General features: G+C 69.8%; 17 protein-coding genes, 1 tRNA gene and 1 pseudogene. 12 read left to right on the top strand and 7 right to left on the bottom strand.

Annotated elements, in window-relative coordinates; all coding sequences use genetic code 11:
• Positions 1 to 25: 25 nt before the first annotated feature.
• The 3 genes from ACIA1L_RS22230 to ACIA1L_RS22220 all read right to left on the bottom strand — a co-directional run bounded on the left by ACIA1L_RS22230 (position 26) and on the right by ACIA1L_RS22220 (position 1,803).
• The gene (locus ACIA1L_RS22230) at positions 26 to 1,090 is read right to left on the bottom strand and encodes a tyrosine-type recombinase/integrase (protein ID WP_396074769.1); all 1,065 of its coding nucleotides are present in this window, start codon (positions 1,088 to 1,090) and stop codon (positions 26 to 28) included.
• Complete coding sequence (locus tag ACIA1L_RS22225; protein WP_396074768.1) at positions 1,087 to 1,551, bottom strand: hypothetical protein; 465 nt, start codon at positions 1,549 to 1,551, stop codon at positions 1,087 to 1,089. The genes ACIA1L_RS22230 and ACIA1L_RS22225 overlap by 4 nt, the downstream gene beginning before the upstream one ends.
• A 164-nt stretch (positions 1,552 to 1,715) precedes the next feature.
• A tRNA-Leu gene (locus ACIA1L_RS22220) sits at positions 1,716 to 1,803 on the bottom strand.
• Between the two features lie 692 nt (positions 1,804 to 2,495).
• Here ACIA1L_RS22220 and kstD (ACIA1L_RS22215) point away from each other — a divergent pair.
• From kstD (ACIA1L_RS22215) to ACIA1L_RS22205, 3 genes are all read left to right on the top strand, one after another.
• Positions 2,496 to 4,190: a 3-oxosteroid 1-dehydrogenase gene (gene kstD / locus ACIA1L_RS22215; protein ID WP_396074800.1), complete on the top strand. Its 1,695-nt coding sequence runs from the start codon at positions 2,496 to 2,498 to the stop codon at positions 4,188 to 4,190.
• Between the two features lie 204 nt (positions 4,191 to 4,394).
• The gene (locus ACIA1L_RS22210; protein WP_396074767.1) at positions 4,395 to 6,020 is read left to right on the top strand and encodes a GMC oxidoreductase; all 1,626 of its coding nucleotides are present in this window, start codon (positions 4,395 to 4,397) and stop codon (positions 6,018 to 6,020) included.
• 87 nt (positions 6,021 to 6,107) lie between these two features.
• Positions 6,108 to 11,918: an IPT/TIG domain-containing protein gene (locus tag ACIA1L_RS22205; protein WP_396074766.1), complete on the top strand. Its 5,811-nt coding sequence runs from the start codon at positions 6,108 to 6,110 to the stop codon at positions 11,916 to 11,918.
• 209 nt (positions 11,919 to 12,127) lie between these two features.
• Here the strand turns inward: ACIA1L_RS22205 and ACIA1L_RS22200 are convergent, their stop codons facing one another.
• Positions 12,128 to 12,868, bottom strand: a complete 741-nt coding sequence (locus ACIA1L_RS22200) for a PaaI family thioesterase (RefSeq protein ID WP_396074765.1) — start codon at positions 12,866 to 12,868, stop codon at positions 12,128 to 12,130.
• A 142-nt stretch (positions 12,869 to 13,010) separates the two neighbouring features.
• On the opposite strand from ACIA1L_RS22200, the gene ACIA1L_RS22195 reads away from it, so the two are divergent.
• Positions 13,011 to 13,445 (top strand): SRPBCC family protein, encoded by a 435-nt coding sequence (locus ACIA1L_RS22195; RefSeq protein ID WP_396074764.1) that lies wholly within the window; start codon positions 13,011 to 13,013, stop codon positions 13,443 to 13,445.
• A 127-nt stretch (positions 13,446 to 13,572) separates the two neighbouring features.
• Here the strand turns inward: ACIA1L_RS22195 and kstR are convergent, their stop codons facing one another.
• A complete protein-coding gene (gene kstR / locus ACIA1L_RS22190; protein ID WP_396074763.1) occupies positions 13,573 to 14,202 on the bottom strand; it encodes a cholesterol catabolism transcriptional regulator KstR in 630 nt (209 codons plus the stop codon).
• Between the two features lie 133 nt (positions 14,203 to 14,335).
• Here kstR and ACIA1L_RS22185 point away from each other — a divergent pair, with 133 nt between their 5' ends.
• The 5 genes and pseudogenes from ACIA1L_RS22185 (at position 14,336) to ACIA1L_RS22165 (ending at position 19,143) form a co-directional block, all read left to right on the top strand.
• On the top strand, positions 14,336 to 15,613 hold the full coding sequence (locus ACIA1L_RS22185; protein ID WP_396074762.1) for an acyl-CoA dehydrogenase family protein: 1,278 nt from the start codon (positions 14,336 to 14,338) through the stop codon (positions 15,611 to 15,613).
• On the top strand, positions 15,594 to 16,751 hold the full coding sequence (locus ACIA1L_RS22180) for an acyl-CoA dehydrogenase family protein (RefSeq protein WP_396074761.1): 1,158 nt from the start codon (positions 15,594 to 15,596) through the stop codon (positions 16,749 to 16,751). The genes ACIA1L_RS22185 and ACIA1L_RS22180 overlap by 20 nt, the downstream gene beginning before the upstream one ends.
• Positions 16,751 to 17,638: pseudogene (locus ACIA1L_RS22175) on the top strand (bifunctional MaoC family dehydratase N-terminal/OB-fold nucleic acid binding domain-containing protein); the annotation flags it as partial. The gene ACIA1L_RS22180 and the pseudogene ACIA1L_RS22175, both read left to right, overlap by 1 nt.
• A gap of 24 nt (positions 17,639 to 17,662) precedes the next feature.
• Positions 17,663 to 18,025, top strand: coding sequence for a MaoC/PaaZ C-terminal domain-containing protein (locus ACIA1L_RS22170; RefSeq protein ID WP_396074799.1), 363 nt, complete (start codon positions 17,663 to 17,665; stop codon positions 18,023 to 18,025).
• Complete coding sequence (locus tag ACIA1L_RS22165) at positions 18,019 to 19,143, top strand: lipid-transfer protein (RefSeq protein ID WP_396074759.1); 1,125 nt, start codon at positions 18,019 to 18,021, stop codon at positions 19,141 to 19,143. Before ACIA1L_RS22170 ends, ACIA1L_RS22165 begins: the two co-directional genes overlap by 7 nt.
• Before the next feature lie 10 nt (positions 19,144 to 19,153).
• Here ACIA1L_RS22165 and ACIA1L_RS22160 read toward each other — a convergent pair whose 3' ends face one another.
• The gene (locus ACIA1L_RS22160) at positions 19,154 to 19,807 is read right to left on the bottom strand and encodes a hypothetical protein (protein ID WP_396074758.1); all 654 of its coding nucleotides are present in this window, start codon (positions 19,805 to 19,807) and stop codon (positions 19,154 to 19,156) included.
• Positions 19,808 to 19,926: 119 nt separating this feature from the next.
• A complete protein-coding gene (kstD, locus tag ACIA1L_RS22155; protein ID WP_396074757.1) occupies positions 19,927 to 21,567 on the bottom strand; it encodes a 3-oxosteroid 1-dehydrogenase in 1,641 nt (546 codons plus the stop codon).
• A gap of 56 nt (positions 21,568 to 21,623) precedes the next feature.
• On the opposite strand from kstD (ACIA1L_RS22155), the gene ACIA1L_RS22150 reads away from it, so the two are divergent.
• Genes ACIA1L_RS22150 through ACIA1L_RS22140 form a run of 3 tightly spaced genes read left to right on the top strand, consistent with a single transcriptional unit; the run spans position 21,624 to position 24,904 of the window.
• The gene (locus ACIA1L_RS22150; protein ID WP_396074756.1) at positions 21,624 to 23,240 is read left to right on the top strand and encodes an FAD-binding protein; all 1,617 of its coding nucleotides are present in this window, start codon (positions 21,624 to 21,626) and stop codon (positions 23,238 to 23,240) included.
• Positions 23,224 to 24,015, top strand: a complete 792-nt coding sequence (locus ACIA1L_RS22145) for a 2-keto-4-pentenoate hydratase (RefSeq protein WP_396074755.1) — start codon at positions 23,224 to 23,226, stop codon at positions 24,013 to 24,015. The genes ACIA1L_RS22150 and ACIA1L_RS22145 overlap by 17 nt, the downstream gene beginning before the upstream one ends.
• Positions 24,008 to 24,904, top strand: coding sequence for an acetaldehyde dehydrogenase (acetylating) (locus tag ACIA1L_RS22140; RefSeq protein ID WP_396074754.1), 897 nt, complete (start codon positions 24,008 to 24,010; stop codon positions 24,902 to 24,904). The genes ACIA1L_RS22145 and ACIA1L_RS22140 overlap by 8 nt, the downstream gene beginning before the upstream one ends.
• Positions 24,905 to 24,908: the final 4 nt, after the last annotated feature.

The following is a 24,908-nucleotide window of genomic DNA, read 5'->3' as shown; positions in this document are numbered from 1 at the left end:
CCCTCTCGGCTCCGGCCCGCCCGCCTCAGCCCATGGAGAGCGTCTCGCTGTCGTCGGCAAGAGGATGCGGTTCCCCGGTCAGCGCGGCGACCGCGGCTGCCACCTCAGCCAGGCTGGCCTTGATGTACGTGGTGGTCGTGCCCCCATCTCCACCACCTGGACTGTGCCCGGCGAACGCACGCGCTACCGCATACCCGAACGTTCGCTCCACCCACGTGATCACGGTATGCCGCAACCAATGCGCGCTGATCCCTTGTGTCACCACCCACGGCAGATGCTCACCAATCCGAACCCACAAGCCGTCGTAGCGCCGATACGTAATCGGCTTTCCGCTCGCGTAGCGCAGCAACTGTGCGTCACTGCGTGAATTGCCATGACCGCGTTCATCCCAGTGCGCCACCAGGTGCCGCATCAAGGTCGGGGAGACCGGTTGCCAACGCATCGTCCCACCCTTTTCCCGGAGCAACACCAAGAAGTGCTTCTCATCCAGGTCGCGACGCCGCAGGCTCAAGGCGCCGCCACGGCGGCACCCGGTCTCGGTATGAAACCGCAGCAACAATGTATCCAATGCCGGATCATTCCCGGTCGTCGCCGCCACCTCGTTGATCTCCGCCAGCCGGGCATCCGACAACGCATGCCGCGCGCTTTCCTGGCGCTTGGGTTTGGGCACCTTCGCCGCCGGATTCTCCGCCTGGCTCAGAAGGTTGTTGTCCACCGCCCGCCGATACAAGCAGCGCATCGCCGAGACGTAGTTCTCCTCCGCGCCAGCGCCACCGCGTCCGTTACGGCGGATCGTGCGCCCGGCGCGTAGCTGCTTACCGAGCTGGGCGATCTCCAGTGGGGTGGGCTCATCCAGGCGGCGTGAACCCCACTGTTCGACCACCCGATTCCAGTACGAGCCGTACGCCTTCAACGTGCCCGGCGTTGTCGCTGCCGCGACCTGCGGCACGAACTCCGCGAACGTCGGCACCGGCGGCCGCGCCGCGACCGCCCCAGCTACCAGATCGTCCGGAGACAACCCCAGCTTGGCGAGCAGAAGCAGCGCGGCATCGACCTCGGGGCGGCTCCCGCCGACGACCTCGGTACTCATGCGTCACCGCCGAACGCCTCGGCATGGGCACGACCGATCGTGGCGTCGAGTGCTGCCGAGGGATGGACGACCAAGCGTTCCGTGGCCGGGTCGGCGACCAGCAACACCCGCGAGCCCTGCGTCAGGCCACACCAACGACGCATCGCGACCCGAACCTGCAGCCGGCCCTTGCGGTCGATCTGCGACTCGCCATCAGCGTCGGCGGTAACCACCACCAAGCGCGCCTGCACCCGTACGGCCAACCGTGTATCCGGATCCCACGGCAGGACGTGAACCACGCTGTGCACGGTGACCCGGCCCCGGTCCTCGACCGCCACCATGGCGTACACCGACGACCGCTCACGGACCGTCGCGAGACGAGCGAGCGCAACCTTGCGCAGACCCGGCCCAGCGGCAGGACGTGAACGTGCAGGCCCGGACCAGGCTGGCAGAACCAGAGGAGTGACAACATCGGCGGTCACGTCAACCACCCCAGACGGGATGGCAGTGAAGACTGCGAAAACGATGTTGGGAGATAGGGCTCGTGTTCGCTGCCGCACGTGACTGACCCAAGAAGATCAGACTCTCTGGCGGCGCGAGCCGCGTGTTCAAGTACCGTGTAATACGTGGTACCCGTACCACCGTTTGGTGTCCGAGGGGGGACTTGAACCCCCACGTCCGATAAAGGACACTAGCACCTCAAGCTAGCGCGTCTGCCATTCCGCCACCCGGACCTGCTCGCACGACCGCTACCAGGCCGATCACGGTGGCATCCGTGATCGTTGTGCCCTGGCGGGCCGCACAGGAGAGAACTTTACACGGCCCTCCGCGCCCCTCGCACCCACCCCTCCGCCTCGTGTCGCTGCCTAGTCGTCCGTTGGCGCTGGCTTGGGGTTGACCTCGCCGTTTGGCCGGGTCGCCCGAGACGTGAGGCGTCCGTAGCGGGTCGAGCCGAGCGCGTCGGCGACGCCGTTGCGGCGCGGCGGGTGGGCTTTGGTGGGTGCGTGCGCTGTCGCTCTCCGGTTCGCCTTCGATTGATCGCGGGGGCGGGATGTGGTGAGGCGGCCGCGGAGCCTGAAGCGCGTTATGGGGAAAAGTCCGGAACGTCAACGTTACTCACACGGGACCGGTGTGCTGCTTCGGTCGAGGGTCGAGGGTCGAGGGCCCGGCGTTCCGAGCCGGACGCGGGGTTGACGCGGCGCGGTGCCCTGGGGGTGCGATGGGGCGGGAGGTTTCTGGCGTGTCCCGCGCCGACCATCAGCCTCAAAGCTGTATCGCGTTCTTGTTTAAGATTCTCATTGACAACAACAAGTTTCTTAACAACAGTAGAACACGTTGCAGTGCGGAAGCCGTCCGAGGAGGACCGATGTCCCTGCCCCTCAGTCGTCGCCAGGTTCTTGCGGGCGCCGCCGCTGTCGGTACCGGTATGGCGGTGGGGCCAGCCGTTCTCGGGCGTGCTGTACGGGCCGCCGCTCAGCAGTACGACGCGGTCGTGATCGGGTGTGGTGCTGCCGGGATGACGGCCGCGCTGCGACTGGCCGCGCAGGGCTTCAGTGTCGTAGTGGTGGAGAAGGCGCCGACGTTCGGGGGGTCGGCGGCACGGTCCGGCGCCGGGATCTGGATTCCCAACAACGAGATCATTCTTCAGGCGGGGGTGCCGGACACGCCCGCGAAGGCTGCCACCTATCTGGCGGCGGTGGTCGACGGGGATGTGCCGACTGCGAAGCAGCAGGCGTTTCTCGACAACGGGCCGGCCATGATCTCGTTCGTCATGGCACACAGCCCGCTGCGGTTCCGGTGGATGGACGGCTACTCCGACTACTATCCTGAGCTGTCCGGCGGGATGCCGCAGGGGCGGTCGATCGAGCCGGACCTGTTTGACGGCAAGCTGCTGGGCGAGGAGCTGACGCGCCTCAATCCGGCCTACATGCCGACGCCCGCCGGTGTTTCCGTGTTCAGTGCCGATTACAAGTGGCTGGTGCTCTCCCTGGTCAATGCCCGCGGGTTGGCTACGTCCCTGGAATGCGTAGCGCGCTACGCGAATGCCGTCCTGCATGGACAGACGCCGCTCACCATGGGGCAGGCGCTGGCGGCGGGGCTGCGGGCCGGGTTGCTGCGCGCCGGCGTACCCGTGTGGTTGAACACGCCGTTCGAGGACTTCCAGTTCGATGCGAACGGTCGGGTGACCGGCGTTGTCGTCAAGCGCAACGGCGTCTCGACGGTGATCGGGGCGAATCAGGGGGTCGTCGTCGCGGCCGGCGGGTTCGAACACAACCTGGCGATGCGGCTGACCTATCAGCAGCAGCCGATCGGGACCGAGTGGACCGTCGGGGCCAAGGAGAACACCGGGGACGGCATCGCGGCTGGCCTGCGGGCCGGTGCCGCCTCCGACTTCCTCGAGGACTCGTGGTGGGGGCCGGCGATTCCGCTGCCGGAGGAGCCCTATTTCTGCCTGGCCGAGCGCACGCTGCCCGGCAGTCTGATGGTCAACAGCGCCGGTGTGCGGTTCGTCAACGAGGCGGCGCCGTACAGCGACGTCGTGCACGTCATGTACGAGAAGAACGGGATCACGCCGGACATCCCCGCCTGGCTGATCTTCGACCAGAACTACCGCAACCGCTATCTGTTCGGCGACATCGCGCCGATGCTGCCGTTCCCCGACTCCTGGTACGCCGCCGGCGCCGTCTTCCGCGCCCCCACTCTCGGCGGCCTGGCCGAGAAGATCGGTGTGCCGGCGAGCGCCCTCACGGGTACGGTCTCCCGGTTCAACGGCTTCGCGCGCACCGGGCGCGACACCGAGTTCCGCCGAGGCGACAGCGTGTACGACCACTACTACACGGACCCCGCGGTCCGGCCGAACTCCTGTCTCGCACCGCTGTGGCTGCCGCCGTACTACGCCTGCAAGATCGTTCCGGGGGATCTCGGGACGAAGGGCGGGTTGCGGACCGACGCCCGAGCCCGGGTGTTGCATGCGAACGGCCCGGTCATTCCCGGTCTTTATGCGGCGGGGAACTCCAGCGCCGCGGTGATGGGACACAGCTACGCCGGTGCGGGTTCCACCATCGGTCCCGCGATGACCTTCGGTTACATCGCTGCCAACGACATCGCCAACGGCGCCTGATCCAGCTCGCCCGCCGCTTCGATCACCACGACAGACCGGAACCCCTCGACAACCGGAAGACGCACGCCTTCCGGGCGGACAACCCTGCCCGAGGAGAGCCGGTCGTGCCCCACGGAGCGCAGCCGTGTCCGAAGAAGCCGAAGAGCGCACGGCCGCACGGGAAAATGGGCTGGAGATCCGCCTGCGACGGGGAAGGAACACCCCATGTACCAGCACCCCGCGCCGCGGGCGGTCTCGCGGCGCACCCTTTTCCGAGGCGGAGCCGCGGCGGCTGTGGCCGGCGCGCTGTCCCCGCTCGCCCGGGCCTCCGCGGCCGGGGCGACCCTTGCCCACGACGACCATGTGCCAGCGCTGGTCATCGGCAGCGGTTACGGCGGCGCGGTCGCTGCACTGCGGTTGACCCAGGCCGGGATCCCGACCTGCATCGTCGAGATGGGCATGAACTGGAATACGCCCGCCTCGGACGGCGCCGTCTTCTGTAACATGCTGCGCCCGGATCGGCGCTCCTACTGGCTGCGCACTTCGACCGACCAGCCCCTCGGCTACTTCCTCGGCATTCCGGCGAACAAGGCGATCGAGAGGTACACCGGAGTGCTGGATTCCGAGCACTTCGCCGGGATCCGCGTCTACCAGGGCCGGGGGCTGGGCGGCGGCTCGCTGGTCAACGGCGGCATGGCTGTCCAGCCGCGGCGGGAGTACTTCGAGGAAGTGCTGCCGTCGGTGGACGCGAACGCCATGTACAGCACCTATTTCCCGCGCGCCAACGCCGCGCTGGGCGTGAACTACATCGATCCCGCGTGGTTCGAGGCCGCGGAGTGTTACAAGTATGCCCGGCTCAGTCGCAACCAGGCCAACGCCTCCGGGTACCGGACGACCTTCGTGCCTAACGTGTACGACTTCACGTACATGGCGCGGGAGCAGGCCGGCACGGTGCCACGGTCAGCCCTGGCTAGTGAAGTCATCTACGGCAACAACTACGGCAAACGTACGCTGGACAAGACGTATCTCGCCGCGTCGGCCGCGACCGGCCGGCTGACCGTGACCACGCAGCACGTCGTGACGGCTGTGGCCCCGGCAGCAGCCGGCGGCTATGCGGTGACGATGACCCAGATCGGCACCGGGGGAGAAGCGGTGGCGACAAAGATCGTCCGTGCCGACCGGGTGTTCTTCGCGGCCGGCAGTGTCGGCACGAGCAAGCTCCTGGTCGCGATGAAGGCGGGCGGCGCGCTGGCCGGCCTGCCCGACACGGTGGGGCAGGGCTGGGGCAACAACGGCAATGTGATGGTGGCCCGGGCCAATCACGTCTGGAACACCACCGGACCGTTGCAGGCGGGCATGCCGGCCATGGGCATCGACAACTGGACCGATCCGGCCGGGCCGGTGTTCGCCGAGATCGCGCCGTTCCCGACCGGGGTCGAACTGTGGGTCAGCCTGTACCTGGCCATCACCAGGAATCCGAACCGGGCGACGTTCGTCTTCGACAGCGGCGCCGGGACGGTGGGCCTGAACTGGCAGACCGCGCAGAACCAGCCGGCCATCGACGCGGCGAAGCGCGTCTTCGACAAGATCAACACCCGGCAGGGCACCATGTACCGGCGGGACCTGTTCGGCCAGAACAAGATCTGGGGCGACGACTTCACCTACCACCCGCTCGGCGGCTGCATCCTGAACCAGGCGACCGACAATTACGGCCGGCTACCCGGTTTTCCGGGGTTGTATGTCATCGACGGCTCGCTGATTCCCGGCAACATCGGTGTCAATCCGTTCGTCACCATCACGGCACTGGCCGAGCGCAACATCGAGCAGATTCTCACCACGGACCTCTCGTGACATAAATTCACGAAACACCCGACCGGCGGCGATGCATCCGGGCAGGATCAGGCTCGACTGTTCCCTGCGCGCCTGAGGACGTACGAAATGATCATGATGGGCCGCCGTTTCGCCGGGCTGACCGCCTTGATCATGGTCGCGGGGCTGCTCGTGGCGCCGCCGGGCGCCGCGGCGGCACCCCTGCCTCAGACGCCGCTGATGCAGGCGCCAGTGACGCCGGCGAGCACGGCGGACACCTCGCTGAGCGGTCTGCAGGTGGTCGTCAACAACGGCGGGGCGCTCGCGCCGGCGTTCAACACCAACGCGCACTTCTACCAGCTCGTCAACTGGACAGGTTCGGCCACCATCAAGCCCACGGCCACGGATCCGAATGCGACGCTCGCCGTCACGCTCAACGGCGCCCCGCAGAGCATCGCCGGCAACGGCAACGTGGTCCTGTCGTTGAGTCGCGGGCGCAACGAGGTCGTCGTTACCGTCACCGGCACGGACGCCTCGACCGAGGACTATCACGTCGCCATCTGGAACGGAGTGGCCCCGTCCCCGGAGGTCGTCAGCGTGACCAGCTCTGCGACCCCGGTGTCCGGCGGCGGCGTGGTGACCCTGCTGCTGCGCGACGGCTATCCGCCGCCCGGCGTCTGCCAGACCCAGGCCTGGGTGGGCACTGCCCAGGCGGCCCAGATGCTCGGTGGCAACATCGACAACGACACCGGACTGACCCAGTACCTCATTTTCCCGGCCGCGTCGCCGAACTACGACACCGGCCGCGTCGACATTTCGATGACGTTCACCTGCGGCAGCGCCAGCAGCACCCTCGTCGTTCCGGGAGCTGTGAACTACACCGACAACTACGAGATCACCCAGGTCGATGTGCCCACCCCGCTCACCCTCGCGTCGAAGATCATGGTCCGGGGCACCGGCATCGGTCTGGGCTCGCAGGTCGGCTTCTTCGTCGTCAAGCCGGACGGCACGGATGCCCTGCCCTTCATGGCGGTGGGATATGGCGGCCCGTCCGGGACCCCGTACTTCCACCCCTTCGGCGTCAGCCAGCAGGCACTCGCCGGATCCGGCCCACGCAAGCTGATCGCGGCCCTGTGCACGCAGGGCGGCGGCTACACCTATGACGCGTCCTACTGCACCACGAAGTGGTCCCGGAACGTCGACTGGGTCGCCCCCGCCCCGAGCAACATCTCGTTTTCACCCGTCTACGGCAGCGTCACCGGCGGCACGAAGATCCGGGTCAAGGGCAAATTCCTGTACTCCGGCGGCCACAACCTCACCGTCAAGTTCGGTGACGTGACAGTGCCGAACCAGGACATCACCCCGGTCATGGGCGAGATCGCCGAAGGCCAGTTCAACGACCTCGAGGCGTACGCCCAGGCCTGGGACACCGTCGAATTCGTCGCGCCCGCGGTGTCCGCGCCCGGACCGGTCAAACTCACCTTCACCAACCCCTGGGGGAGCACCGAGGCGCCCGGCACCTACACGTACGTCGCCCGCCCGGCCATCACCTCGCTCACGCCGAGCAGCGCGGCGAACTCCGGTGGCTCCACGATCACCATCCTGGGCACGAACTTCGGCACCACCGGCAAGCCCACCGTCATCATCAACGGCGTCAAATCCCCGTCCGTGATCCGGGTCAGCGCCACCAAGCTGACCGCCGTCGTCCCGCTCGCGCAGAACACCACCGGTCCCGTCGACGTCCAGGTCGGCTCCGGGCAAGGCGGCGGTATCTCGGACCCGGCCGCGTTGACCCTGACGGCGCCCGGCGCCGCACCGACCGTCTCCACCGTCAACCCCAGCACCGCGGGAGTCGGCGACGAGGTGACGCTGACGGGCACCAACTTCGGGGCCGCGCTCACTCCCGGCGTCGCCGTCGACGGTGTCTGGGCGCGGGTGACCGCGTCGACCGCCACCTCGGTGACCTTCGAGGTGCCCGTCCTGTCCGACCTGACCGGCGTCAAGACCGTCCAGGTCGGCGCCACGACCGGGCTGCTCAGCAAACCCAACGCGCTGACCGTACGGCCGGCGACCGGCATCAGCCAGGTCACACCCGCGATCGTCCCCTCGTACGCGACGGGCAACGCCGCGCGGATCACCCTCAACGGCGGCGGCTTCGGCACGACCGGCACGGTGAAGGTCGGCAACGCCGCGGCGGCGCCCTACACCGCGACGTCGGACGGGACCGTCATCAGCAATGTGGTCGTACCGACGACGGTGGCCGGTCAGCTCGCCATCACCGTCACGCCGACCGGCGCGGCCGCACCGATCAAGGGCAGCGTGCGGGTCAGCCCGCCGGCGATCACCTACGTCGGCCCGGACCCGTACAACATCCTCTACATCGACCCGCGCCTGGCGATCGTGCCGAACGGCCTGCTGCTCGACATCCCGGCCATGGGCGGCGCTTCCGTCCGGGTCCAGGGTTCGAATTTCGGCACCGCCGGCGTAGTCAAGGTCGGTAACACCACGGCCACCGTGACCTCATGGACCGACACCGCCATCATCTTCACCGCCCCGGCCCACGCCGCGGGCAACGCCTCGGTCACCGTCACACCCACCGGCTCGACGCTGAACGCCACCCGGGCCGTGGCGCTGCGCTACGTCGGCGACGCCCCGATCCCGGCCATCACGAGCGTCCGGTCCGTCAACGACCTCGGCCACGCCGCCCGCTACCAGTTCGACCCGGACGCCGACGTCGACGGCTCGTTCCGCATCACCGGCGCGAACCTGGCCGGCACCGACCCCAGCGCCACCCGGGTCATCGTCTCCAACAACGCCACCACCGACCTCAAGACCGTCGTCCCTACGAACGTCACCGCGAACGCCGTCACCTTCGACGCGCCGCGCACGTTCGGCGCCGGCGGTTGGAAGTGGGTCACCGTCGTCACCGACGTCGGCACCACCAACCTGAACTACGGCATCGAATACCTGGCCGCGGGCACGTCGCTGCAGGTGAGCCCGCTCTACGGCCTGTGCCTGAAGACCAGCCAGCCCGCCAGCGGTAACCTCACCCACACCCCGGCCACCGTCACGATGTCGTCCACGCCGGGCGCGTTCGGCAACGCCGGCACGGTCACCGTCGACGGCACCACCGTGCCCACCACGAACTACACCGCCGGGCAGGTCGACATCGACTTCGCCGGACTCGGCAGCGACCTGACCAACCCGTGGGGACCCAAGACCATCGTGGTCACCCCGACGGACACCACGAAACCCGCGCAGCGGTTCGGCTTCGGCTGCGCCGTACCCGTGACCGCGACGACCACCGTCAACGGTGCCACCAGCGACCTCACGGTGGCGGCCGGCACGCCGTTCACGATGGGACACACCACCACCGGCTTCATCGGACCCAACGCCTTCACGGTCCCGGCCGACGGCTACGAGTACGTCACCAAGGAGCGCTACGACGCCACCGGCTTCACCCGCAACGTGGTCGGCGGCATCCCGCAGGCCGCCGGCGACTACATGATCCGGGTGTCCCGCGGCCGCGCCACCTACACCGCCAACCGGTACGTGTGGCTGAACGATCCCGCGCCGGTCCGCGTCACCATCACCGGCACGCCGCTCACGCTCACCGCCACCTCGGCCCGGGGCGGGACGTTCGCCTACCGGGGCCAGCTGAACAATCCGGCCGACATCTCGTACACCGCGAGCTCCGTACCCGACCCGATCACCGCCGTCGAGTGGGAATTCCGCAACTCCTCCTGCTCCGCCGACCCCAATGCCTGGCAGCCTGGCCTGCCCAAGAACGTGGCGTACTCGGTGGTCTCCTGCGGCGGTGACGGCACCAGCGTCGTCTCCTGGGAGGTCCGCGTGCGGTCCTTCGAGATGAAGACCACCAACACCGACCGGTCGGTCTTCTACGAGGCCACCCGGGTGCCGGTGCAGATCACCATCACACCCAAGCCGCTGACCGCCGGCGCCGCCCGCGCCGACCGGGTCTACGACGGCACGACAGACGTCCAGGTCAGCGCCTTCACCCTGACCGGCGCGGTCGAGGGCGACGATGTGAAACTCAGCGCCCCGCAGAACGCCGCGTCGTTCGCCGACGCCGCTCCGGGCGTCAGCAAGCCGGTCACCTTGAGCAACGACCTCACTCTGGCGGGCGGAGACCAGAGCAACTACACCCTGTCCAACCCGCGGCCGGCCATCGTCGGCACGATCACCAAAGCCGACGCCACGCTCGGCCTGACCCTGGACAAGCGGTCCGTGCTGCTCACCCAGAACCCGACGGTCACGGTCACGACCACGATCAAGGACACGCGTACGGGCAACGCCCCGAACAACAACGCCGCCCTCGCCCCGGTCGTGCTGACCTCCCTGACCCCGTCCGTCTGCACGGTGTCCGGCACCACGGTCACCCCGATCGCCGGCGGCACCTGCACCATCACCGGCACCCAGGCCGCCTCGGCCAACTACACCGCGGCCAAGTCCCTCACCGACCCGGAGAGCGCAACGGAGACGGTGTCATTCGTCGTCTACCCGGCGCAGCGCACCCTGGCCGTCATCGCCGACGACCTGCAGATCGGCGAAGGCGAGCCCCTCGTCCCGAGCGCCCAGTTCACCGGCCTGTTCGACGGCGACTCGATCGGCAACCTCACTTACACCTACTTCAGCGGCAACAACCAGCTCCAGAACGCACCCACCACCCAGGGCACCTACCGGGTGGTCCCGTCCGGCGGCACGCTCACGGCCGTCGACGCCATGGCCTACAGCAACCCCAACAATTTTCAGTACGTCGAAGGCACGCTGGTCATCACCCCAGCGGCGCCCACCATCACCCGGGTATCCCCAGCCTCTGGCGTCATCGCCGGCAACACCCTGGTCACCATCACCGGCACCCGCCTCGACGGCGTCACAGCCGTCCGGATCGGCACCGTGACCCTGCGCAAACCCGATTTCGAGGCCAGTGAGGACGGCACCACCCTGACCTTCCGTACGCCCGCCGTCTCCACCGCCACGGCAGCGTCCATCACCCTGGTCGCCGGCACCGCCCAGGCGGAAGATGTCTTCACCTACGTCCCGCCGCCCGTGGTCACCCCGGCGCCCTCGCCATCCCCGTCGCCTTCTCCGAACAACCCCAACCCTGCGCCCACCAACCCGACGCCGACGCCGACTCCCACGCCCACGCTGACACCGACTCCTACCCCGACGCCAACCCCGACGCCAACCCCGTCGCCGTCCCCGACCGCCCCGCCGACCACGGGACCCACCACACCCGCACCGACGCCGAGCGGTCCCGTACGGATCAACCTCGCCCTCGACCTCAAGACCGACGCCAAGCTCGTCGGCGCCGAGGCGACCCTGACCGGCGGCGGCCTCGCCCCCGCCTCGACCTACCGGCTGACCATGAACTCGACCCCGGTTGTCATCGCCACCGGTGTCACCAACTCCTCGGGCGGCTTCCGCGCCTCGGTCGTCATGCCACCCAAGGCTTGCGTACTGGGCGGCCTCCACCAGCTGATCCTCACCGGCACCGCGCCCGACGGCACCACGGTGCGCGACAGCAACTGGGTCGTGCTCAGCGACTCGTGCGTAGCCAAGACCGGCGCGGGTCCGCGGCCGACGAAGCGGACGGTCGAACTGCGGTCGTTCATCTTCCCGTACCAGTCAGCGGCCTTGAACCTGACGGCCAAGCGCAGCCTCCGCGCCTCGGCCAGCGCCATGCGCGGCGCCAAGGGTGTGGTGATCACGGGATACACCCAGACCACCAAGACATCCAAGTCGGCCCGCGCGGCCAACCGGAAGCTGGCCCTGCAACGCGCCAACGCGGTCCGCGCCTACCTGCGGGTGCTCGGCGTCAAGATCTCGATCAGGACGGTCGGTGCGGGCGGCATCAACCCGGTCAACATCAAACAGCAGAAGTACAACCGGCGCGTGGTCATGTCGGTCCGTTACTGACCCGCCATGACGGCACCGTCCGCTACGACCCCCGCGACCCGGTCACGCGGCGCTATCACCGGATGGTCATCGTGGACATACTGTCCGCGCTTCCGCACATCCTGCTCGCCGCGATGTTCCCCTACTTGCCCCATGATCGGCCGCAGATATGCGGGTCGGTACCGCCCGGTGCGTCCGACAAGTGGGCGGTTTCGGCGGGCTGAGGCGGTCTACTCGGTGATGCCGCTGACCGCGCCGAAGAGGCGGCGGGCTTGGTCAGCGCGGAGGGCCACGAAGGTGCCGGTGGCGGTGACCAGGAGGGTGTCCGGGGCCGCGGCGGTGGCGACGGTGCCGGTCGCGGTCACCTTGCGACCGTCGATGGCGGTCACCTCGGCGGTCAGGCGCAGGGGGGTCTCCAGCGGCACCGGGGTGCGGTACACGGTGTCGAGTCGGACCGTCATTCCCGGGTGGCCGGAGGCGCTCACCGCGTACCCGAGCATCTGGTCCAACAGCATCGCGCTGACTCCGCCGTGTACATAGCTCGGCGGTCCCTCAAAGGCAAGCCCGAGCGTGCACGTCCCCACCGTCAGCCCGCCCTCCTGAACAATCTGCAGTGGCGGAGCAAAAGCACTACCGGCCCCGGTCACCGGGTTGTGCATCCGGATCCCGTCGAGGAAGTCATCAGCGCGCGGCGTAGCGGGCCGGTGGCGTCGCTCGGTGGCGAGCAGAGCAGCCGCAGCGCGGACATGGACCGCCGCCCGGTCAAGATCCTCAGCCGACACCTCGGTGGCCGCCGCCAGATCGACGAGGTTCCGCAGCTCGTCGCCCAGGTCGCTGATGGCTCGGCGCCGTTCCTGTTGGGGATCCGGCTGCCCATCCCTGGACCGCTTAGCGCGAGGCACCACCGCGTCCTGGTGCCAGGCCGCTGACGGGTGGTGACCGGTCGGCCGGTCGCCGTTGCTTTCGGTCACCGTGTGTCCTCCACCGTGAGACGTGCTGACTTGAGTTCTACTCTGGCCGGTCGCGAAGAGCAGGAATGAACCTAGTGAAGCTGGTCACAGTGCTATAACCTGTTCTAGTTCTGTGCGAGAGCTGCCTGCCAAGGAGGATGCGATGCCGAAGGTCAGTGTCTCGGCCGATGCCGCGGCCGAACCGCAGAAGGTCTGGGAACTGTTGCTGGACCTGCCGCGGGCCGCCGAGTGGAACACGATGCACGAGGGCTTCACCGGTGACATTCCGTCGGTGCTGAGCGCGGGCGCCACCTACAAGCAGAAGGTCAAGCTGATGGGCATGCCCGCCGAGATGGCGTGGCGGGTGGCGACCTTGGAAGATGCGCGGCGGCTCGAGCTGGCCGGGGACGGGCCGATGGGGGTGAAGGCGAAGAGCATCTTCCTCGTCGAGGCGGGTGCCGGTGGCGGGTCGCGGATCACGTACGAAATGGAGTTCATCGGGCCGGCGCTGGCCGGACCCATGGCGGGCATGCTCGAGAAGCAGGCCGGAACGGCCGCGAAGCAGTCGCTGGCCAAGTTGACCGCCCTGCTGGGCTGATCCGTCCATACGCGGCGCCGGGATGAGGGTCCCGGCGCCGCGGTGCGTCCGTCACGAGAAGGCGCGCAACGCGACCGACGGGGAAGGCGTGGGGATAAGCGCACTATGCCGCGGCGCCGGGAGGAGCTCAGCTCAGAAGCAGGCGGGTCGCCAGTTCGAGGTGGGTCACCACGTCGTTCGCTGAGGCTCGTCGGGTCACCCAGGCGACCAGGTTGGACAGCCACACGTCGCCGATGATGCGGGCTTTGGCGCGGTCGTCGGCGGTGGGTTCGCCGTCGTGCATAGCGTTGGTGAGCATGTCTTCCATGAGCTGCGCGACGGCGTTGACCTCGGCGCTGGCGGACGGGTCGGCGAACATGAAGGCGCGGGTCATCGCTTCGGTGAGCAGCGGCTCGCGTTGCATGACCCGGGTCATGCGGGTGAGGACGTGCAGGGTCCGTTCGTGCGGGGTGTCGCCCGGGATCGGCTTGCGGTCCAGCTTTTCCTGGATCATCTCGAACTCGAGGACCAGGGCGGACACCAGCAGGTGGATCTTGGAGGGGAAGTAGCGGTACAGGGTGCCGAGCGCTACTTCGGCTCGCTCGGCGACCGTGCGCATCTGGACCGCGTCGTAGCCGCCTTTGGAGGCCAGTGCCAGGGTGGCTTCCAGGATGCGGCGGCGGCGATCTCGCTGGGCGGCGGAGCCCTGGGCGGCTTCCACGCCGGCGAGTGCGCTGCGGCCGGCGCCGTTACTGGTATTCGTTCTCGACGCTGCCATGCTGACCTTCCGCGGTGGATCTGGTGGCGGCCGGTGGCCGCGTTGTAGGTCCTACCAGCGTACCAACGGGTGGCTAGTGGACTTCGGACCCGGTGTGTGGCGTGGCAATACTGAAACGTGTTCTAATCCTTTTGTGGGTCCCGACTTCGCATTGGATGACGCGCAACAGGCCATCGTTCGCTTGGCCGATGAGGTGCTGGCCGACGACGTGGACAACCCGGAGCGGCTGGGTAAGTCCCTCGCGCAGGCAGGATTGCTCACCCTCGCGGTCCCGGAGGCGCTCGGTGGCGCGGGGCTTGGTGTGCTGGAGACCAGCCTGGTGCTCGCCGAGCTTGCCCGGCGAGCGGCCGCAGTCCCGGCCACGTCCACGCTCGGTCTCGGTGTGCTGCCAGTGGCTCGGTGGGGCAGTCCCGAGCACCAGCGCGACCTCCTGGCCGGAGTCGGGGAGGGGCGGGTGCTCACCGCCGCGCTCGCCGAGCCGGGTGATCCGCTGCCGGACACGCCGCGCACCACCGCGACGTCGGGTTGGCGAGTCACCGGCACCAAGACCGGCGTGACCGATGCCGAGCAGGCCTACCGCATCCTCGTCCCAGTGCGCCGGCACACCGGCGGGACCGCGGTCGCGCTGATCGATCCGGGCGCGAAAGGCGTCACCGTGCGGCGCACGGCCACGTCGGCCGGGACTTCCGAATTTACGGTACGGATGGACGGGGTCGCCGCCGAACCGCTCGGCCCCGAAGCCGACCACCGCTGCGTCGCCGACCTGCATCGCTTCGCCGTTGCCGCTGCGTGTGCCGCAGGTGACGGGGCGCTGGCCGGGGCGCTGGCGCTGACCGCCGAGCACCTTCGCACCCGGCACCAGTTTGGCCGCCCTCTCGCCACCTTCCAAGCCGTCGCCCAGCAGATCGCCGACGTGTACGTCACCTCCCGCACCCTCCATCTAGCCGTTCTCTCCGCATGCTGGCGCCTCGACGCCCGACATCAAAGGGCCGCCAGCCGAGAAGGCGCCGGGCGGGAAGAGGCCGCCGGGCGGGAAGGCGTGGGGCGGAGAGGAGCGGGGCGGGAGGACACGAGGTGGGAAGAAGTCGCCGGGCGGAAAGACATCGCGCGGGAAGAGCTAGCCAGCCCGCGAAATGCGACGCGGGGAAAAGGGCAGGGAGAAAGCAGCCCGGAGCGTGACGAGGTGGAGCGGCGAGCGGATGACGACCTGTGGGTGGCGGCGTACTGGCTGACCAGCGAAGCCCTACCCGCCGTGCGCTCGTGTCACCACCTGCACGGCGGGTTAGGGCTGGCTGTCGACTATCCGCTGCACCGCTACAGCGCCCTGTTGCGTGACCTGGCCCGCCGGCTCGGCGGCGCCGAACACTGCCTGCACCGGCTGGGAGGGCGCGTTGTTCATCGACCTGACTGAGGAGCAGAAGGCGCTGCGCGAGCGGCTGCGGGCGTACCTGCAAACGGTCGTGACGGCAGAGCAGCGGCTCGTGCTGCGGCAGGAGCGGCACGGACCGGTGCATCGCGAGGTGGTGGCCCGGCTGGGTCGGGATGGCTGGCTGGGTCTCGGGTTTCCCGAGCGGTACGGCGGCAGCGGCGACGATCCGATGGCGCAGCAGATCTTCGTGAACGAGGCGGCCCGGGCTGACGTGCCGCTGCCCGCGGTCACGTTGCAGACCGTGGCGCCGACGTTGCTGGCGTTCGGCACGGAGGCGCAGAAGGACTTCTTTCTGCCGCGGATCCTGGCCGGCGAGGTTCATTTTGCGATCGGCTACACCGAGCCGGAGGCCGGGACCGACCTGGCCGCGCTGCGGACCCGGGCTGTGCGTGACGGCGACGGCTATCTGGTCAACGGTCAGAAGACGTTCACCACGGGCGCTCACGATGCCGAATACCTGTGGCTGGCCTGCCGGACGGACCCCGATGCACCCCGACACAAGGGCCTGTCCGTCCTCATCGTCGATACCAGCGACCCGGGCTACTCGTGGACGCCAATCATCACGTGTGACGGCGCGCATCACGTGAATGCGGTCTACCTCAGCGATGTGCGGGTCCCGGAGGCCATGCGGGTCGGGCCGGAGAACGGCGGCTGGCGGCTGCTGACCACCCAGCTCAACCACGAGCGGGTCATGCTGGGTCCGGCTGGGCGGGTGGGCGCGCTCTGGGCGCGGGTGCAGGCTTGGGCTACCGAGAAGCCAGGGGTACGCGACCAGCCCGACGTGCGGCGCGCGCTTGCTCGGGCGTACGCATGCCTGCGGGTCAATGAATTGTTGAACTGGCAGGTGGCGGGCAGCGAGCCGGCGGGGGTGGCCGACGCCTCGGCGACCAAGGTGTTCTCGTCGGAATGGGTGCTGCGCATCGGCCAGGAGCTGGAGGAAGCGGTCGGCCGGCACGGTGATCCGTCCGATCCGCAGACCGCTGCGTTGGTGTCGTGGCTGGACTTGCAGGCGAAACGCAATCTGGTGCTGACCTTCGGCGGTGGCGTCAACGAGATCCAACGCGAACTCATCGCGACGGCGGGTCTGGGGTTGCCGCGAGTACCGAGACAGGTGGGCTGATGGACGACGCGATCACGACGGCTGCGCGACGTATTGCCGGGGCGGGGGAGTCGCCGCCGCGCCTGGCCCGGGATCCGGTGAATCTGCCGACTGTTCGCGGCTGGCTGGAGGCGATCGGCGACACCAATCCGGTGTATGAGCGTGACAGCCTCGCCCCGCCGGCGATGGTGCAGGTGTGGACGATGCCCGGGTTGCGGCCCGCCGATCCGGGCCCCGCCGATCCGTTGCGGGCGATGTCCGCGGCGCTGGACGATGCCGGTTTCACCTCGGTGGTCGCCACGAACTGCGATCAGAGCTACCACCGCTATCTGCGCGACGGGGAGCAGCTTTCGGTGCGCAGCAGGCTGACCGACGTGACCGGCCCCAAACGAACGGCGCTCGGTGAAGGTTGGTTTGTCACGACCGAGAGCACCTGGTTTGTGGCGGACGAGCCGGTGGCGAGCATGCGCTTTCGGGTGCTCAAGTTCCGTCCCGGTGACCCGCCACCACCCCCGCCTCAGCCGGGCACGCCGCTGCGGCCCACGGTCAGCGCCGACACCGCGTTCTTCTGGGCGGGAACCGCGGCCGGGGAGCTGCGGATTCAGCGCTGCGGCGAGTGCGGCACGGTGCGGCATCCGCCCGGGCCGGCCTGCCCGGAATGCGGCGCGACCAAGCCCGAGTATGTGGTTGCGGCGGGCACCGGCCACATTCACAGCTTTGTGGTGCACCGGCATCCGCCGTTGCCCGGCCGGCGCATGCCCGTGGTGGTCGCGCTGGTCGACCTTGCCGAGGGGGTCCGGATGGTCGGCGAGCTGCGGGGGGTCGAGCCCGACGAGGTGCGGATCGGCGATCCGGTGCGGGTCGCCTTCGACCGGCTCGACGACGAGATCACCCTGCCGATCTGGCGGCCCGGCGGCGCCGCGGAGACGTCGCTGCCGCCCTGGGAGCTGGCCGTGACCCCGACCGTTGTCATCAGTACGGCCTTGGCGACCCGTGACTTCCAGGACGTCCATCACGACCGGGATGCGGCAATCCAGCGCGGAGGTAAGGACATCTTCCTCAACATCCTCACCACCACCGGGCTGGTGCAGCGCTACGTGACCGACTGGGCCGGGCCGGATGCCCGACTGCGCGGGATGGCGATCCGGCTCGGTGCGCCGTGCCACGCGAACGACACGCTCACTTTCACGGGGCAAGCCACCGCGCCGGTGAGCGGCGAACGGGTGGTGTCCGTGAGCGGGCGTACCGCGTCGGGTGAGCATGTCAGCGCCACGGTTCGGGTGGCGTCGTGCTAGCCCGGGCGGCGGCTATCGCCGGGATCGGGGCCACCGAGTTCTCCAAGGATTCCGGCCGCACTGAGCTGCGGCTCGCCGTCGAGGCGGTCCGCGCTGCGCTGGACGATGCCGGGCTGCGGTCGAGCGACGTCGACGGCCTGGTGACGTTCACGATGGACGAGAACGCCGAGATCGCGGTCGCCCGGGAGATCGGCGCGGGCGAGCTCACCTTCCTCAGCCGGATCGGGTACGGCGGGGGAGCGGCCTGCGCGGTCGTGCAGCAAGCCGTGCTTGCCGTGACAGCCGGAATCGCCGAGACGGTGGTCTGTTACCGGGCGCTCAATGAGCGGTCGGGCCGCCGATTCGGACAGGCGACCTCGCCTCCCGGCCTCGATGCCGGCTGGCACTATCCGATGGGGCTCGCCACCCCGGCCGCGATGGTCGCCCTGGTGGCTCAGCGCTACCTGCACGACTACGGCGCCAGCACGGACGACTTCGGGCGGGTTGCGGTGGCAGCCCGCCGGTATGCCGCGACGAATCCCCACGCCTGGTTTCACGGCCGGCCGATCACCCTGGACGACCACCGCAACTCCCGGCCCATCGCCGATCCGCTGCGACTGCTCGACTGTTGTCAGGAGAGTGACGGTGCGGTGGCGCTGGTCGTGACAACCGCTGAGCGAGCCCGGGACCTGCGGCAGCCACCCGCGGTGGTGTGCGCGGCCGCCCAGGGCAGCGGGCCCGACCAGTACGTGATGACCAGATACTACCGCTCACCGCTCGCGGCACTGCCGGAGATGGGTGTGGTCGGGCGACAGCTGTGGGCGCAGTCCGGTTTCGCGCCGGACGACGTGCGCACGGCCGTGCTGTACGACCACTTCACGCCGTACGTGCTGATGCAGTTGGAGGAGCTGGGCTTCTGTGGGCGGGGGGAGGCGCGGCATGTCGTCGCCGAGGAGCGGCTGCCGATCAACACGCACGGTGGGCAGTTGGGGGAGGCGTACATTCACGGCATGAACGGCATTGCCGAGGCAGTTCGTCAGGTTCGCGGCAGTGCCGTCAACCAGATCCCGGGCGACGGTCCGGTGCTGGTCACCGCCGGCACCGGCGTCCCGACCAGCGGGCTGATCCTCGCCGCCTGACCCGGGCGCGTCAGCTGGCGTCCGCTGTGGCGCGCCGCAGCCGGAATGCGATGCCGGCAGCCGTCGCGGAGAGCAGGCCGAGGATCGTGAACACGATGACCGCGATGATCGCCAGGCGCTGAGTGGACTGTTGCGCGTCTCCGAATACCTGGTTGCGCTCGTCGGCCTTGCGCTGCTCCGCCAGAGTCGCGGCCTGGTCGGCGGCTTCGGCGGCGATGATCAGGCGGGACTCGGCGGCGGCCAGGGCCGGGGGCACTGTCGGCGCGTCGGTGCCGCGGGCGTGCGTACGGCCGAGCTCGGTGAGGCACACCCGCCGGAATTCCTCGACCGCGGCGATGAGCGCGTCCCGTTCGGGCGCGATGGTGCCCGGCCGCACGGGGGCCAGATCGGCGAGGACGGTCTTGGAGGTCAGCTCGATCAGCTCCGTCGCCGTCGCCCGGTTCGGTCCCTTGGCGGTCGGCGCCGTGAGGGCCTGGCGGCGCATGGCGTCGGTGTAGTCCTGGACGTCCAGCGCGATGGTGCGCTGCGCCGCCGGCACTGCGGTCAAGGTCCGCGTGTCTGGCTCGTTCGCACCGATCATCGACACGGCGGCGGCTGCGACGGACAGCGACAGGGCAGCGGTGAGCGCGAAGCCGATGACGGCAGGTCCCAGCTTTCTCGGCATTGATCCCTCACGGTGCGACGGTGGTCCACGGGGCGCGAACAGCCGCCTGTTCGGCGGGGACGACCGGGGATCTGAGCGGCCTTGACGGTTCCTGACCGACCGCTGAGGCGGGCTTGAGGTTAGGAGCGCGCGAGGTCCAGGGCAGCAAGGTAGCCGAAGGTCATTGCGGGTCCCAGCGTGGCGCCCGCGCCGGCATAGCTGCGGCCCATCACCGCGGCGGAGGCGTTGCCCGCGGCATAGAGGCCGGGGATCGGCGTGCCGTCCTCGCGGAGCACCCGAGCATGCTCGTCGGTGCGCAGGCCGCCTTTGGTGCCGAGGTCGCCGGGCACCACCTGGAATGCGTAGAAGGGTGGCTTGCTGATCGGCCCCAGGCACGGGTTGGGCTTGTTCCGCGGGTCGCCGTAGTAGCGGTCGTACGCCGAGTCGCCGCGGCCGAAGTCGTCGTCGTGGCCCGTGGCGGCGAACCCGTTGAAGCGGTCGACGGTGGCGGACAGGGCGGGAGTCGGCACGCCGATCCGATCGGCCAGCTCGGCCAGGGTGGTCGCGCGGTGGGCCACGCCTGCGGTGAACCAGCGTCGGGGCAGCGGGGCGCGGGGACCGTACCCGGCGAAGAGGTAGCGGTTTCGGTAGACCTGGTCAGTGATCAGCCAGGTGGGTGCGTGGCGCGGTGTAGCGAACATGGCGTGTACGGCATCGACGTACGGCGCGGATTCGTTGCCGAAGCGGCGACCGGTGCCGTCGATGAGGATGCAGCGCGGCAGGTTGCGTTCGGCGAGGCAGAAGTAGGGTCCGCCGGTCAGCGGCAGGGTCGGCCCCCACCACGCCTCGTCCATGAGGTCCAGGGCGGCGCCGAGGCGGTGGCCGGCCGTGATGCCGTCGCCGGTGTTGCCGGGCGCGCCGGTGCTCCAACCCACCCCGACCGGTTGGTGTTTGCGGCGCAGCTCCGCGTGGTGTTCGAAGCCGCCACTGCCCACGACGACCCCGCGGCGGGCGCGCAGTCGTTCGGGATGGGTCGCAGTCCCGGCGAGGACCCCGGCGACGCGGCCCTGCACCACGATCAGCTCCTGCAGCGGAACGCCGAGCAGGACCGGCACTCCGGCCGCGCGCAATCCGGCGCGGAGTCCGCCGGCGAGCGCTTGGCCCATGGTGAGCCGGTGGCGGTGCCTGACGCTCGCGGTCAGCCCGGAGGCGGTGAGTCGGGCCGCTGTCCACACCGCACGCGGGTGCCGCGCGCCGAGCGACAGCCACCGGTAATCCGCAGCGGTCACCGCGAAGCCGGCCGGCGCGGCCCGGTACGGCGGGGCGAGCGTGTCCGCGTCGAACCCGAGAAGCCGGGTGTCCAGCGGGCGCGGCTCGACGGTGCGTCCACCGGGCAGCCCGCCGGGTGCCTCGGGGTAGTAGTCCGGGTAGCCCGGCACCCAGGCGAAGTCGAGGGGTGTGTGCTCGCGGACCAGGTCGAGGACGTCGGGACCGTGCTGGAGGAACGCGTCGCGCCGAGCTTCGGCTACCTCCGGACCGGCGACGTGGGCCAGGTACCGGCGGGCGGCCGCGTCGTCGTCCACCACGCCGGCCGCGCGGAGGACGGCATTGCCGGGCAGCCACAGGGCGCCGCCGGAACGGGCCGCGGAGCCGCCGTACACCTCGGCCTTCTCGACGACAGCCACGCTCAGACCGTGCCGCGCTGCGGTGAGCGCGGCGGTCATTCCGGCCGCGCCGCAGCCGACGACCACGACGTCGAATTCCTCCACCGTCAGCCCCACTAGAACAGGTTATAGTTATCGCCGCGAGGAAGCCATCGAGACAGGGAACTCTGCCCATGACCGAGGCGTGGCACGAGTCGGCCGATGTGGTGGTCGTCGGATTCGGGGCGGCCGGGTCCTGCGCCGCGATCGAGGCTGCCGAGGCGGGTGCGCGCGTGCTCGTGCTGGACCGCTTCACCGGCGGCGGCGCCACCGCCATCTCCGGCGGCGTCGTCTACGCCGGCGGCGGCACCCGGCAGCAACGGCAAGCCGGGATCACGGACACCGTCGAAGCGATGCACGACTACCTGCAGCAAGAGGTGGCCGACGCGGTCACGGCGCAAACCCTGCGCCGCTTCTGCGCGCAGAGTGCCGCGATGCTGTCCTGGCTGGAGAACCATGGCGTGCCCTTCGACCACAGCCTCTGCCCGGACAAGACCTCCTATCCGACCGATCGGCACTACCTCTACTACTCGGGCAGCGAGCTGTCCTTTGCCCACGCGGCCGCGCCAGCGCCGCGCGGGCACCGCACGCATGCCCCGGGCGCGTCGGGCCGGGAACTCCATGCCCGACTCGTCACGGCCGCCCGGCAGGCTGGGGTGACCCTCCAGATCCAGACCCGCGCCGAGCGACTGCTGACCGGTCCGGACGGGACGGTCCTCGGCGTCGAATGCCGCACACTGCGCGGAGCGCCGGGCTGGGTTCGCTTCGGGCACCGGGTGCTGCACCGGTGGTCGGTCAAACCCGGCGTGTACGTCCCCGCACTCGGCCGGGTCCTGCACCGGCCGGTGGCGTGGCTGGAACGCCGCTACTCCCGCGTGGTGCGCATCAGCGCTCGCCGGGGCGTCGTCCTCGCCGCGGGTGGCTTCGTCTTCGACCGGGCGCTGCTGCGCGAGCACGCTCCAAACCATCGTGGCGGTCTGCGGCTGGGCACACCCGGCGACAACGGCTCGGGCATCCGGCTCGGCGTCGCCGCGGGCGCCGCCACCGGGAACCTTGACCGGGTCAGCCTGTGGCGCTTCCTGACTCCGCCAGCCGCGCTGACCGGCGCCCTGCTGGTGGACTCCACCGGACGGCGGGTCTGCGACGAGTCACGCTACGGCGCTGCGATCGGTGACGCCGTGTTGCGTTGCCCGGAGCGCAAGGCCTGGCTGCTGGCCGACGCAGCGCTGATCGCCGAGGCCCGCCGGCAGTTTCGCAGCCAGGCCACCTGGTTCCAGGCGATCCAGGCCTGGGTGCTGCTCGGGCCGGGCCGCAGCACCGCACCGACGCTCGACCGGGTGGCCCACAACGCCGGCGTGGACCCGGCCGGGCTGGCTGCCACCCTGTCCGCCCACAACGACGCCGCGCACGCCGGGCGGCCCGATCCCGCCGGCAAGCCCGCCGCCGCGGTCCGGATCCTCGGCGAGCCACCCTGGTCGCTCATCGACGTTTCCATCCGCCCTCGGCTCGCCGTGCCCGCGCCGATGCTCACCCTCGGCGGCCTCAGGGTCGACGAGGAAACCGGCCATGTTCTGCGGGCGGACGGCAGTCGCATCCCGGGCCTGTACGCGGCCGGGCGTACCGCCGTCGGTATCTGCTCCCACAACTACGTCAGCGGTCTGTCGCTGGCCGACTGCGTCTTCTCCGGGCGGCGCGCGGGCCGGAGTGCGGCGGCCGGGGATCGAGGAGGTCTGCATGCTCACCGAGGCTGAGCGCCGTACGCTCGCCGACCGGCTGTACGCCGCGGAACGCGACCGGGCGCCTGTCCCACCCCTGATCCACGACCATCCGGAGTTGACGGCGGCAGACGCGTACGAAATCCAGTTGGCGAATGTGCGCCGGCGCGGTGAGGCCGTGGTGGGCCACAAGGTGGGCCTGTCGTCGGCGGCCATGCAGGCGATGATGGGCGTCGCCGAGCCGGATTACGGCCACCTGCTGGCCGGCATGCGGTTGTCCGAGTCGGAGCCTGCCTGGGCGTCACGGTACTGCTATCCGCGCGTCGAGATCGAGGTGGCGTTCCTGCTCGGTGCGGACCTGCCGGGGCAGGACTGCACTGAGGACGATGTGCTTGCGGCCACCGCGGCGGTGGCGCCATCCATCGAGCTGATCGACAGTCGGATAGAAGACTGGAAGATCAGCATCGCGGACACGATCGCCGACAACGCCTCGTCGGCCGGCTTCGTGGTGGGCGCGGCCCGCGTGGATCCGCGCGACATCGATCTGCTCGGCATCGACGCGGTGCTGTGTCGCGGCGACGCGGAGGTGGCGCACGGCCGCTCGGATGCCGTGCTGGGTAACCCGGTGACCGCGGTGGCCTGGTTGGCGCGCACGGTTGCCGGTTTCGGGGTTCGGCTGCGGGCCGGGCATCTCGTGCTGCCGGGCGCCTGCGCCCGGGCGGTGGACGTCCACCCGGGCGACCGGTTCCGGGCGGTTTTCGCGGGCCTCGGCGAGGTTCGCCTGCGCTTCGCGGAGGTGTCGGATGGCTGAGCTCACCGCGGCTGTCGTCGGGTCCGGCAACATCGGCACGGACCTGCTGTGCAAGTTGCTGCGTTCGCCGCTGATCGACCCGCGCTGGATGGTGGGCATCGACCCGGACAGCCCGGGTCTTCGGCGGGCCGCCGACTCGGGCGTGGCCGTCAGCGCGGATGGCGCTGACTGGCTGCTGGCCCAGGATCCGCTGCCCGACCTGGTATTCGAGGCCACGTCGGCGGCCGTGCACCGCGCCAACGCCCCACGGTACGCCGCGGCGGGGATCCGGGCGATCGACCTGACGCCGGCGGGGGTCGGGCCGTTCGTCGTGCCGGAAGTCAACCTGCGCGCCCACCTCGACGCGCCCAACCTCAACCTGATCACCTGCGGCGGCCAGGCGACCATCCCGATGGTGGCGGCGGTCTCCCGGGTCACCCCGGTCGCGTACGCCGAGATCGTCGCGACCGTGGCGTCCCGCTCGGCCGGACCGGGCACCCGCGCCAACATCGACGAGTTCACCCGTACCACCAGCCGAGCCCTGGAGACCGTCGGCGGTGCGGCGCGCGGCAAGGCGATCATCGTCCTGAATCCGGCCGAACCACCATTGATCATGCGAGACACGATCTTCTGTGCCATCGACCCGGCTGCCGACGTCGACGCGGTGACCGCCTCGATCGTTTCGATGGTCGCCGACGTGGCCCGGTACGTCCCCGGGTATCGGCTGCTCAACGAACCACAATTCGACCCGCCTTCCCGGGCGACCGCCGGGCTCGCCCGGGTGGCGATCTTCGCGGAGATCGCCGGGGCTGGGGACCACCTGCCCGAGTACGCCGGGAATCTCGACATCATGACCGCTGCCGCGACCCGGGTGGGCGAGGAGCTCGCCCGGGCTGCCGTGCCCGCGTAGGAGA

Origin of the sequence: Actinoplanes sp. NPDC051859 (assembly GCF_044452725.1) — a bacterium.
In the GTDB taxonomy this organism is placed as follows: Bacteria; Actinomycetota; Actinomycetes; order Mycobacteriales; family Micromonosporaceae; genus Actinoplanes.
Note: the sequence above shows the minus strand (reverse complement) of the source record. Positions and strands in the feature narration are given on the sequence as shown.